The 11,968-nt window shown below is 63.8% G+C and carries 11 protein-coding genes; 9 read left to right on the forward strand and 2 right to left on the reverse strand.

Annotated elements, in window-relative coordinates:
• Together QBK88_RS05885 and QBK88_RS05890 are read left to right on the forward strand one after the other, a co-directional pair.
• Positions 1 to 144 (forward strand): PSPA7_2676 family Cys-rich small protein, encoded by a 144-nt coding sequence (locus QBK88_RS05885; protein WP_277961307.1) that lies wholly within the window; start codon positions 1 to 3, stop codon positions 142 to 144.
• Positions 145 to 317: 173 nt separating this feature from the next.
• Positions 318 to 1,685 carry an MFS transporter gene (locus tag QBK88_RS05890; RefSeq protein WP_277961308.1) on the forward strand — a complete coding sequence of 456 codons (1,368 nt, stop codon included), beginning with the start codon at positions 318 to 320 and terminating at the stop codon, positions 1,683 to 1,685.
• 15 nt (positions 1,686 to 1,700) lie between these two features.
• On the opposite strand, the gene QBK88_RS05895 is transcribed toward QBK88_RS05890, so the two are convergent.
• Both QBK88_RS05895 and QBK88_RS05900 read right to left on the reverse strand, forming a co-directional pair.
• On the reverse strand, positions 1,701 to 2,003 hold the full coding sequence (locus QBK88_RS05895) for a cupredoxin domain-containing protein (protein ID WP_277961309.1): 303 nt from the start codon (positions 2,001 to 2,003) through the stop codon (positions 1,701 to 1,703).
• Positions 2,000 to 2,977 (reverse strand): metallophosphoesterase, encoded by a 978-nt coding sequence (locus QBK88_RS05900; protein WP_277961310.1) that lies wholly within the window; start codon positions 2,975 to 2,977, stop codon positions 2,000 to 2,002. The genes QBK88_RS05895 and QBK88_RS05900 overlap by 4 nt, the downstream gene beginning before the upstream one ends.
• A 151-nt stretch (positions 2,978 to 3,128) precedes the next feature.
• Here QBK88_RS05900 and QBK88_RS05905 point away from each other — a divergent pair, with 151 nt between their 5' ends.
• The 7 genes from QBK88_RS05905 to fdhE all read left to right on the forward strand — a co-directional run bounded on the left by QBK88_RS05905 (position 3,129) and on the right by fdhE (position 10,574).
• Complete coding sequence (locus QBK88_RS05905) at positions 3,129 to 3,635, forward strand: sigma-70 family RNA polymerase sigma factor (RefSeq protein WP_277961311.1); 507 nt, start codon at positions 3,129 to 3,131, stop codon at positions 3,633 to 3,635.
• A complete protein-coding gene (locus tag QBK88_RS05910) occupies positions 3,632 to 4,405 on the forward strand; it encodes an anti-sigma factor family protein (protein ID WP_277961312.1) in 774 nt (257 codons plus the stop codon). Before QBK88_RS05905 ends, QBK88_RS05910 begins: the two co-directional genes overlap by 4 nt.
• Before the next feature lie 108 nt (positions 4,406 to 4,513).
• Positions 4,514 to 4,729 carry a cold shock domain-containing protein gene (locus QBK88_RS05915; protein WP_277961313.1) on the forward strand — a complete coding sequence of 72 codons (216 nt, stop codon included), beginning with the start codon at positions 4,514 to 4,516 and terminating at the stop codon, positions 4,727 to 4,729.
• A 270-nt stretch (positions 4,730 to 4,999) separates the two neighbouring features.
• Entirely contained in the window at positions 5,000 to 8,065 is a 3,066-nt protein-coding gene (fdnG, locus tag QBK88_RS05920; RefSeq protein WP_277961314.1) for a formate dehydrogenase-N subunit alpha, read from the forward strand.
• A complete protein-coding gene (gene fdxH, locus QBK88_RS05925) occupies positions 8,066 to 9,001 on the forward strand; it encodes a formate dehydrogenase subunit beta (protein ID WP_277961315.1) in 936 nt (311 codons plus the stop codon).
• The gene (locus tag QBK88_RS05930) at positions 8,998 to 9,651 is read left to right on the forward strand and encodes a formate dehydrogenase subunit gamma (RefSeq protein WP_277961316.1); all 654 of its coding nucleotides are present in this window, start codon (positions 8,998 to 9,000) and stop codon (positions 9,649 to 9,651) included. Before fdxH ends, QBK88_RS05930 begins: the two co-directional genes overlap by 4 nt.
• Positions 9,648 to 10,574 (forward strand): formate dehydrogenase accessory protein FdhE, encoded by a 927-nt coding sequence (gene fdhE, locus QBK88_RS05935; protein WP_277961317.1) that lies wholly within the window; start codon positions 9,648 to 9,650, stop codon positions 10,572 to 10,574. The genes QBK88_RS05930 and fdhE overlap by 4 nt, the downstream gene beginning before the upstream one ends.
• Positions 10,575 to 11,968: the final 1,394 nt, after the last annotated feature.

Genomic DNA, 11,968 nt, shown 5'->3' on the forward strand with positions numbered 1-11,968 from the left:
GTGAGTATCATCTGCCTGATCAAAGGGTGTGAGTGGGCGCTGTGTGCCCCGCAAATGCTGGGCTCGACCCAGGTGACCTGCGAGCGCTGCGCACGTTGTGGCGCGCAGCGCTATCACAGGGTGGGCACTTCATTGCCCCTGTAGCTTCCCTGGCTGCGTCACCCATGCCGGGCAGTATCTGGTACCCCGCCGGTACCGCTGACGCGGTCAGCTGGCGATCATGAAAACTCGGTCAGTTTCGTGCTTTTGACAGGCAATCTGGGCGCCACGGGTTTACGCTCCACTGCTTTCCTGCCCGAACTCGGATACCCCTGCGCATGCTTGCTCCCACTGACGGTCTGCCCAGCCAGAACCGCATTCCTGCTGTCTTCGCCTTGTCCCTGGCCGTTGGCATGGCCACGTTGGATACGGCCATCGTCAACACCGCTTTGCCCACCTTGGCTAGCGGCATCGGCACCGACTCTGCCTCGGTGATCTGGGTGGTCAATGCCTATCAGCTCGCCATGGTCGCCACCATTCTACCGTTTGCCTCGCTGGGTGAGGTGCTGGGGCATCGTCGGGTGTATCTGGGCGGATTGATTGTTTTCCTGTTGTCTTCACTGGTATGCGGGCTGGCGTGGTCGCTGCCGTCCCTGGCTATCGCGAGGGTGGTGCAGGGCCTGGGAGCCGCGGCGATCATGAGCGTCAACACGGCGCTGCTGCGCTTTATCTACCCGGCCAACATGCTGGGGCGGGGCATGGGCTACAACTCGTTGGTGGTGGGGCTGGCCTTTACCCTGGGGCCCACCGCGGCGTCGGCGATCCTGTCGGTGGCCAGTTGGCACTGGCTGTTTCTGATCAACGTTCCCCTGGGCGTGTTGGCCGTGGTGCTCGCCTACCGCAACCTGCCCGATATCGAACGGGCTGGCCACGATTTCGACCGTGTGGCCGCCATGCTGTGCGCCGGGCTGTTCGGTTGCCTGGTATTGGGCCTGGGGACCACGGTGCACGGCGAAAATGGCCTGCTTACTGCCGCCGAACTGGTGGTAGCGCTGGTGTGCGGGGCCTTGCTCATCCGTCGTCAGGCTGGGCACCCGGCGCCGATGCTGGCGCTGGACCTGTTTCGCAGGCCGCTGTTCGCTCTGTCCTCGGCCACCGCCATCTGTGCCTTCAGCACCCAAGGCCTGGCGTTCGTGGCGCTGCCGTTTCTGCTGCAAAGCGTGCTGGGCCACAGCCAGGTGGCCACGGGCTTTCTGATGACGCCGTGGCCAGCGGTGGTCGCGTTGACCGCGCTGGTGGCCGGGCGCCTGGCCGACCGCTTCTCGCCGGGTTTGCTGGGGGGCATCGGCCTGTTGGCATTGAGCTTGGGCATGGCGTCGCTGGCGCTGCTGGGCAGTGGGGCCTCGGCGTTCGACATCGGTTGGCGGATGGCCCTCTGTGGTGCCGGTTTTGGCTTCTTCCAGTCACCCAACCTCAAGGCTTTGATGACCAGCGCCCCGGCTCACCGCAGCGGCGGTGCCAGCGGCATCGTCGCGACGTCGCGTTTGCTGGGGCAGACACTGGGGGCTTCGTTGGTGGCCCTGTGTTTCCATGCCTCATTGACCAGTGGGCCGCAATGGGCGCTGTGGCTCGGATGCGTATTCGCCCTGGCGGGGAGCGTGGCCAGTGGTGCGCGGGTGTTGCAGGTGGGGGGTGGGTTTCGCTGAAGCGCCCCCAGCGCCTCACCGCGGCACCACGTGCACCGTGCCGACCATCTGCGGGTGCAAGGTGCAGAAGTACTGGAACGTACCCGGTGTGGTGAAGGTGAAGGAGAACCGGTCATCGGTGTCCAGCGCCGCCGACCGGAACAGGTGCGCGCTTTGCGCGATGGTATGGGGAATGGGGTCGTGGTTTACCCACGTCACCGTGGTGCCGACGGGTACGTCCAGTGGCTGCGGAGCGAACATGAAGCCCGTGATGTCAATGCGCACCTCGTCAGCTTGGGCCGCGCTGGCCAACAGCAGGCACAACCACCAGGCCTTCATGACGTCACCAGTGTGGCGTCGATCAGTGCCAGCGGGTGGTCGCCCTGGGTCGCCCGCACTTCGGTCAGCCCCAGGTAATTGCGCAACTGGTCGGCGGCCACCGTCATCGGCCCCGGGTTCGGCGCCGCGCCGGGTGCTGGCTGCGGATACGCAGTGCCCCGCGCGGTATGGAAGGTGATATGGCCTTCCACCTTCTGGATCACCTGGTGGATATGGCCGTTGAGCACGGTCACCGAGCCGTAGTCACGCAGCAGGGCAATGGCCTGGGCGCCATCCTCGGTGCCCCAGCCCCAGGGCTGATAAATGGTCCACAGCGGAATATGGGTATACACCACCACCGGGGTGCTCTTGCTGACCGCACGCAGGTCGTCGGCCAGCCAAGTCAGTTGCTCGCTGCCCAGGGTGGCCTCATGCCCGGCCTGAAAATTGAACACGTTGACCAGGGCGATGAAGTGTACGCCGTGATCGTCGAAGCTGTACCAGCCATTGCCCTGGGTGCCCTTGCCGTAGCGCTGCAGGTACAGCTTGCCGCCGCCTTCGTCCAGGGTGTCATGCTCGCCGGGCACGTAATGCACCCTGGCGGGCAGGGCCTTGAACGCCTGGTCAGCCAGGTCGAACTCGTCCGGCCGCGACAGGTGGGTGATGTCGCCGGTGTGCAGAATCAATGCAGGGCGCACGGGCAGGGCGATGACCTTGTCGATGGCCACCTGCAAGGTTTTCAACGGCTCGGGGTTAGCCTCCTTGTTGAAACCGATGTGCGAGTCACTCAGTTGCACGAACTGAAAAGGGCTTGCCACGGCCGCTGGGTCGTGGGGTTGGCCGTTGCTGTCCAGGGCGAAGGCACGGGGAATGCCGCCGCTCAGCGCCCATAGCACCCCGGCACCGGCCCAGGCCGAGCATTTGAGCAGGTGGCGGCGCGCGGGGTCATGGCTGGGGTCGGCTAAGCTGTCGGTGCGGGGGTGAGTGGTGTTCATCGCAGAGCTCCATCGCAAGCGTCAGCCGGGCTGGCTGACGGTTATGGAAACGGGGCGAGGGCAGGGTTTATTCCGGCGATTATTTTTATTTTTTCGGGAATAAAACCGTGCTGTTCGGGGTTACGTATCACAGGTCAGGTCGAGAGCCGCCATGACGCGATTCGAGGCATTGTTCGCACCGCATCTGCAGGCTGCCTACACCCTCGCGCGCTGGTTGACCGCCAGCGACTCGGCGGCCCACGACGTGGTGCAGGAAAGTGCCTACCGCGCATTCAAGTACCTGAACAGTTTCGACGGCGAGAACCCACGCGCCTGGTTCCTGAGCATCGTGCGCAACGAGAGCATGAACTGGCTGCGCCTGGCCGCGCACTCGCCGTGGCTGACCATGGGGGAGGACATCAGCGACGATGACCTGGCCCTGGGGCACCAGCAAACCCCGGAATTCCTGGCCTTGCAGGCTGAGGACATGGCGTTGTTGCAACAGGCTCTGCAGGCATTGGCGCCGGGTTATCGGGAGGTGATTGTGTTGAAGGACCTGGAAGGCCTGCCGTACAAGGACATTGCCCAAGTGACCGGTGTGCCGCTGGGCACGGTAATGTCGCGCCTGTCGCGGGCCCGGGCAGCGCTGCGGGTTCAATTGCAGGCACTGCGGCCATGACTGTCATCGACCACGCCACCTGCCTCGGGTTGCTGGATGCCTACCTGGACCGTGAGCTGGACCCGGCTCGGCGCGCCGCCGTGCAGGCCCACCTGGAACAATGCGCCGCCTGCACCGCCCAGTTCCAGGGCCTGCAGCGTTGGCTGGCCAGTGTGAGCAGCACGGCGCCGCGCTTTGCGCTGCCCAATAGCCTCACACACCTCATGCATGAACTTGACGCGCCCCCTGCGCCCAGGCGCGTCTGGCCCTGGCGCCACTGGTTGGCGCCGCTGGGTTCGGCAGCGCTGCTGGCCATGGCGCTTCTGCTGTACGTGCATAGCCCAGAGGTTTCACCGCAGCTGGTTGATGAGGCAGTTTCCAGCCATGTGCGCTCGTTGATGGGCCAGCACCTCAATGACGTAGCGTCTTCGGACAGGCACACGGTCAAGCCCTGGTTCACCGGCAAGCTGGACTTCTCACCGCCGGTCACGGACTTCGCGGGCGCCGGTTTTCCCTTGCTGGGCGGCCGGCTCGACTACCTGCAACACCAGGCGGCCGCCGCCTTGACCTATGGCCACGGCAAGCACCTGATCAACGTCTTCGTGCTGCCCACCGAGCAGCCGGACAGCCCCCGGCAGCGCATGGACAGTCGCGGGTACAACCTGGTCAGTTGGCGTCAGGGGCATATGCAGTTCGTCGCGGTATCGGACGTTGAGGCGGGGGAACTGGAGCGGCTGGCGCGACTGCTCAGCCCGGACAGCCCCACCGGCCAGGAAGCTACTCACCAGTAGCTGTCAGTTCTACCAGTTGCGCGTGGGGGGTGGTTGGCGCCTAGTACCAGGGTGGGCGCCGGGCAAAGGTCGGGCGTTTGTCTTCTATGTAGCACCGAGGTGTTGATCATGTCGGATGAGAGACAAGAGGGTTCGGTGATGTGGTTCAACAAGGAGAAGGAGCATGGCTGGATTAGTTGCGAGGGGGTGGGTGAGCCCCTGTTCATGCCGCAATCGGCGATCGTGGGTTATCCCAGCCAGCAACTCACGGATGGGCAGCTCGTCACGTTCACGGTAAAAAACGTAAATAATCACCTGCAGGCTGACGATGTGAGACCCAAGTGACAGAGCGGCGGTGGAACAGATGAAAGCAGACGCCGTGGAAGGGTACAACGATGCCAAGGGCTTCGGCTTTATCCGCTGGTAAGCAGCCACCGCAGCCTATCAGGTGTACCGCGATGCCGCCGCACCCGCAGGCGTACACAACGCACAGGCAATCTGGCCATTTCCTGACTACAGTTAAGTAAGCTTCCGCCCCAGGCGGCGGCCCAACCGTGATCCGCCCACGTGCCCGCGGCGATGTCCCGCAGGCTGTTACCTGATCAGGAGTGCACGATGGACCTCAACCGTCGTCAGTTCTTCAAGGCCGCCGGCATCGGCCTGGCCGGCGCCAGCATCGGCGCGCTGGGCATGGCCCCGGCGCCGGCGTTCGCCGAGCAGGTGCGCCACTTCAAGCTGGCCCACACCCGCGAGACGCGCAACACCTGCCCCTATTGCTCGGTCGGCTGCGGCCTGATCCTGTATGGGCAGGGCGATGGCGCCAAGAACGTCGCCCAGAACATCATTCACATCGAAGGCGACGCCGACCACCCCGTCAACCGCGGCACCCTGTGCCCCAAGGGCGCCGGCCTGCTGGACTTCATCCACAGCCCCAACCGGCTGCAATACCCCCAGGTGCGCAAGCCTGGCAGCAACGAGTGGACCCGCATCGGCTGGGACGAAGCCCTGGACCGTGTGGCTGAACTGATGAAGGCCGACCGCGACGCCCATTTCATCGAGAAAAACGAAAAGGGCCAGACCGTGAACCGCTGGACCACCACCGGTTTTCTCGCGGCCTCCGCGGCGTCCAACGAAGCCGGTTACCTGACCCACAAGGTGGTGCGCAGCCTGGGCATGCTGGGGTTCGATAACCAAGCGCGTGTCTGACACGGCCCGACGGTGGCAAGTCTTGCCCCGACGTACGGCCGTGGCGCCATGACCAACACCTGGACAGACATTGGCAACGCCAACCTGATCCTGGTAATGGGCGGCAACGCAGCAGAAGCCCACCCGTGCGGCTTCAAATGGGTGACCGAAGCCAAGGCCCACAACCAGGCCCGGCTGATCGTCGTCGACCCCAGGTTTACCCGCACCGCGTCCGTGGCGGACTACTACGCGCCCATTCGAACCGGCAGCGACATCGCGTTCATGGGCGGGCTGATCAACTTCCTGTTGACCGAGGACAAGATCCAGCACGAATACGTGCGCAACTACACCGACGTGTCGTTCATCGTCAAAGCCGGTTTCGGCTTCGAAGATGGCCTGTTCACTGGCTACGACGCGGCCAAGCGCACCTACACCGACAAGTCTACCTGGGGCTATGAACTGGGCGACGACGGCTTTGCGAAGGTCGACCCGACCCTGCAAGACCCGCGCTGCGTGTACCAGTTGATGAAGCACCACTACAGCCGCTACACCCTGGAGCTGGCCAGCCAGATCTGCGGCATGCCCGTGGACGCCATGCGCAAAATCTGGGACGAGATCGCCACCTGCGCCGCGCCCGGCAAGACCATGACCATCCTCTATGCCCTGGGCTGGACCCAACACTCCATCGGCTCGCAGATCATCCGCAGCGCCGCCATGGTGCAGCTGCTGCTGGGCAACGTGGGGATGCCGGGTGGGGGCGTCAATGCCTTGCGCGGACACTCGAACATCCAGGGCCTGACCGACCTGGGCCTGCTGTCCAACGCTTTGCCTGGCTACCTGACCCTGGGCACGGACAACGAACAGGACTACAGTGCGTTCATCACCAAGCGCACTCAAGTGCCGCTGCGCCCTGGGCAATTGTCCTATTGGCAGAACTACAGCAAGTTCCACGTCAGCCTGATGAAGGCCTGGTACGGAGCCAACGCCACCGCCGATAACCACTGGGGCTACGACTGGTTGCCCAAGCTGGACATCCCCAACTACGACATCCTCAAGATGTTCGACCTGATGGGGCAGGGCAAGGTCAACGGTTACGTGTGCCAGGGCTTCAACCCCATCGCCGCGCTGCCGGACAAGAACCGGGTGATGAAAGCCCTGGCCAAGCTCAAGTGGCTGGTGGTGATGGACCCTCTCGCCACCGAAACCTCGCAGTTCTGGGAGCACGTGGGGCCCTACAACGATGTGGACACGGCGGCCATCCAGACCGAAGTGATCCGCCTGCCCACCACCTGCTTTGCCGAGGAAGACGGCTCGCTGGTCAACAGCAGCCGCTGGCTGCAATGGCACTGGAAGGGCGCTGACGGCCCGGGCGAGGCGCGCACCGACGTGGCGATCATGAGTGGGCTGTACAGCCGGCTCAAGGCGCTGTACCAGGCCAAGGGCGGCGCCTATGCCGAGCCGATCATGAAACTGGCCTGGCCCTACAAGGTGCCGGACGAACCCTCGCCCGAGGAACTGGCCAAGGAACTCAATGGCTTTGCCGTCACCGACTTTACCGACGGCGCCGGCGCGGCGGTGAAGGGCGGTTCGCAACTGGCCGGTTTTGGCCAGCTGCGGGATGATGGCACCACGGCGTCGGGTTGCTGGATTTTCTGCGGCAGCTGGACCGAGCAGGGCAACCAGATGGCCCGGCGTGACAACAGCGACCCCTACGGCATGAAACAGCACCTGGGCTGGGCCTGGGCCTGGCCGCTGAACCGGCGCATCCTCTACAACCGCGCTTCCGCCGACCCCCAAGGTAAACCGTGGGACGAGAAGAAGCGCCTGGTGTGGTGGACCGGCAAAGCCTGGGGCGGGACCGACGTGCCCGACTACAAGGCCGACGTGCCACCGGAAGCGGGCATGAACCCGTTCATCATGAACCCCGAAGGCGTGGCGCGGTTCTTCGCTGTCGACAAGATGAACGAAGGCCCGTTCCCCGAGCACTATGAGCCCTTCGAAACACCCATTGGCGTCAACCCGTTGCATCCCAACAACAAGCAGGTGGTCAGCAACCCGGCGGCGCGCATCTTCGATTCGGTGTGGGAGTCGCTCGGCCAGGCCAAGGACTTTCCCTATGCGGGCACCAGCTACCGGCTCACCGAGCACTTCCACTTCTGGAGCAAGCACTGCCGCCTCAACGCCATTGCCCAGCCCGAGCAGTTCGTGGAAATAGGCGAGGTGCTGGCGGCCGAGAAGGGCATCGTTGCGGGCGACCGGGTGCGGGTGACCTGCAAACGCGGGTTCATCGAGGCTGTGGCGGTGGTCACCAAACGCATCCGGCCGCTGCAGGTCAACGGCCAGACGGTGCACCAGATCGGTATCCCGCTGCACTGGGGGTTCACCGGTGTCACGCGCCACGGCTACCTGACCAATACATTGGTGCCGTTCCTGGGTGACGGCAATTCCCAGACCCCGGAATCCAAGTCGTTCCTGGTCAACGTGGAGAAGCTCTAGATGGCCATTCAAGACATCACCGCCCGTTCGGCCACCACCACCGTGCCCTCGTCGGTGCGCCAGCTGCAAGAAGTCGCCAAGCTGATCGACACCACCAAGTGCATCGGCTGCAAGGCCTGCCAGGTGGCGTGCTCGGAATGGAACGAGCTGCGCGACGAGGTCGGCCACAACCATGGCACCTACGACAACCCCCAGGACCTCACCGCCGAGACCTGGACGCTGATGCGCTTCACCGAGCATGAAAACACCGACAGCGGCAACCTGGAGTGGCTGATCCGCAAGGACGGCTGCATGCACTGTGCCGACCCCGGCTGCCTGAAGGCCTGCCCCAGCCCCGGGGCCATCATCAAGCACGCCAACGGCATCGTCGACTTCAACCAGGACCACTGCATCGGCTGCGGTTACTGCATCACCGGTTGCCCGTTCAACATCCCGCGCATCTCCCAGAAAGACCACAAGGCCTACAAGTGCACCCTGTGCTCCGACCGGGTGGCGGTGGGCCTGGAGCCGGCCTGCGTGAAGACCTGCCCCACGGGCGCCATCGTGTTCGGCACCAAGGCCGACATGAAGGAGCACGCCGCCGAACGCATCGTCGACCTCAAGAGCCGGGGGTTTGAGCAGGCCGGTCTATACGACCCCGATGGCGTCGGCGGCACCCACGTGATGTACGTGCTGCACCACGCCGACCAGCCCAGCCTGTACGCGGGCCTGCCCAACCAGCCCACCATCAGCCCGCTGGTGGGCCTGTGGAAAGGCGTGACCAAACCCCTGGCGCTGCTGGCCATGGGCGCGGCGGTGCTGGCCGGGTTCTTCCACTATGTGCGCGTGGGCCCGCAACTGACCGAGGAAGATGAAGAGCCCCACCTCGATCCTGCCGTGCATACGGTCGACCCGGCCGTACATACCTACGATCCCCGCGAGGGTAAGCAGCCATGATGCCCAGACAGATCCTGCGCTACACCGCCAACCAGCGCACCAACCACTGGCTGGTGGCGATCCTGTTTTTCATGGCCGGGTTGTCGGGGCTGGCGCTGTTTCACCCGGCGCTGTTCTGGCTCAGCCACCTGTTCGGCGGCGGGCCGTGGACACGTATCCTGCACCCGTTCATGGGCGTGGCCATGTTCCTGCTGTTCATGGGCCTGGTGGTGCGCTTCTGGCGCGCCAACTATTTCATTCACAACGACAGGCTATGGCTCAAGCGCATCGACCGGGTCATGCTCAACCAGGAGGAGGGCGTGCCCCCCATTGGCAAGTACAACCCGGGCCAGAAGCTGCTGTTCTGGACCTTGCTGGCGTGCATGCTGGTGTTGCTGCTCAGTGGCGTGGTGATCTGGCGGGTGTATTTCAGCCAGTGGTTCGGCATTACCACGATCCGCCTGGCGGTGCTGGCCCACGCTGCGGCGGCGTTCGTGCTGTTGACCAGCATTATCGTGCATATCTACGCCGGTATCTGGATCAAGGGTTCGGTGGACGCCATGTTGCACGGCTGGGTCAGCCGCGCCTGGGCGCGCAAGCACCATGCGCTCTGGTATCGTGACGTCACGGGCGACAAACGCCCTGAGCACCCGAACAGGATCAAACCGTGAGAGACATCCTAGAACCTCAACAGATAGCCGCCTCGGCCAGTACACCGCCGTACCTTGACCTACCCCCCGCGACGCTCTTTGCCCAACGTGCCGAGCGGCTGCGCGCTCTGGCGCCGGGCCATCAACTGCAGGCCTTCCTGTACCTGGTGGCCGACCTGTGCGATGTGCAGCAAAGCCTGTTGGATCAGCCCCCGGCCGCGCCCATGCCGGCCCCTGACCGCCTGGTGCTGTGCCAGCAGCACGGCCTGCCACCCTTGGCATTCGACAGTCTTGTGCGTGAAGGGGCGTGGCAGCCTTGGCTGGATGCGTTTCTGGACCGCTATGCAACGGCCGGTACCCCCAAGGTGCAGCAAGCGCTGCACAGGTTGAGAACAGCCCCCGCCGACCAGCGTCTGGTGTGGGCCCTGGCGCAGCTGAGCGGCAATTACGCTGCGCTGCCTGCCAACATCGTACCGTTCCTGGGCGCGGCCTTGCAGGCCGCCTGGACCCATTGGCTACTCCACCTGCCCAACCCCGCCTTGAAACCCGGCGCCAGCCTGAGCCAATGCCCCGGGTGCGGCTCGCCGGCCATGGCCGGGGTCATCCGCCAGCGTGGCGCCCACAACGGCTTGCGCTACCTGGTGTGTTCGCTGTGTGCCTGCCAGTGGCATGTGGTACGGGTCAAGTGCGTGTACTGCGAAGAGAGCAAGGGCCTTGATTACGTCAGCCTGGTCACTGACCGTCATCCGCCGGAACAGGCACCGTTGCGCGCGGAAACCTGCCACCTGTGCCAGCTGTTTCTGAAGTTGCTGTACCTGGAGCATGACAGTGGTGCCGAAGCGCTGTCGGCTGACCTGGCCAGCCTGGCGCTGGACATGTGCCTGGACGATGACGGCTTCAACCGGCTGGCGCCGAATTTGATGTTGTCGCCGGGACGGGGGTGAGCGCGAACGGCCTGGTTTGGCAGGGGTTGAACACACAAAGCCCGCTGTGACCAGACCGACCTCTGGAGACGACCAATGCAGTTTTGCGGGCAGTTGCATTGGCCGTCCCACGTTTAGTCGATTCCGTGCAGGGCAGTCAGGAGACCACAAAATTTACACTGTTTGCGAGTCTCCATACTACAGTGTTTAACCTTGTGGCCCCAAAGTTGCCTGAAATCAGCGGCTGCGCATTCAGCGTTCCCCCGGTGATGGCGCCGGTTTTAACGAACTCTATGTAACCCAATACGTTAAGGTCGTAATTCCCGGCTGATGTTTATAGCATGTGGGGAGGAATCTAGACGCCCTTCATAATAGTGCCTGATGCAATGCCAGGTATGCCGTTGGCGCACACAGTCGCGCCCAGGGGGCTGGCTGGAGACCAAGCAAATATGGAAGTTGGAGCTAGCTGGATTGACGGTGATGTAAACGCTTGGACTCGGCCTCACAGGAGCGGACGCCGTGATCTGTGCGCCAACGGCTAACCCCGCGGGGAGGCGAACTTGGGATGGTACTGAACAGTCGAAGTGGCCCGTCGACGACACTCCCAGGTTCGACGTCTGTGACGCGAGTTTCCGGGCCACGGATCTGCAGTGAGCAAATAAGGTGGACCAGGTGATCTCAGCCATCCCTGGCCCGAAGCCTGTGGGAGCACAACTTGCTGGCGAAGGGCACAACGCGGTTCATCAGGTACACCGCGTTGCCATTTTCGCTAGCAAGCTAAGCTCCCACCCCAAGGCCGACGCAGGCTGTAGGAGCACAGCTTGCTGGCGAAGGGCACAACGCGGCCCATCAGGTACACCGCGTTGCGTTTTTTGCTAGCAAGCTACGCTCCCACCCCAAGGCCGACGCAGCCTGTAGGAGCACAGCTTGCTGGCGAAGGGCACAACGCGTCCCATCGGGTACACCGCGCTGCCATTTTCGCTAGCAAGCTAAGCTCCCACACCAAGGCCGGCGCAGCCTGTAGGAGCACAGCTTGCTGGCGAAGGGCACAACGCGGTTCATCAGGTACACCGCGCTGCCTTTTTCGCTAGCAAGCTAAGCTCCCACCCACCAGGCCGACGCAGGCTGTAGGAGCACAGCTTGCTGGCGAAGGGCACAACGCGGTCCATCAGGTATACCGCGTTGCGTTTTTCGCTAGCAAGCTACGCTCCCACCAGGACACCAAGGAGCAGCAGGCCGACGCAGCCTGTAGGAGCACAGCTTGCTGGCGAAGGGCACAACGCGGTTCATCAGGTACACCGCGTTGCGTTTTTCGCTAGCAAGCTACGCTCCCACCCCCGCGCCGACGCAGGCTGTGGGAGCACAGCTTGCTGGCGAAGGGTACGGCACGGTACATCAGGTACGGCGCGGCGATT

Source organism: Pseudomonas sp. RIT-To-2, from assembly GCF_029623465.1.
Lineage (GTDB): Bacteria > Pseudomonadota > Gammaproteobacteria > Pseudomonadales > Pseudomonadaceae > Aquipseudomonas > Aquipseudomonas silvicola.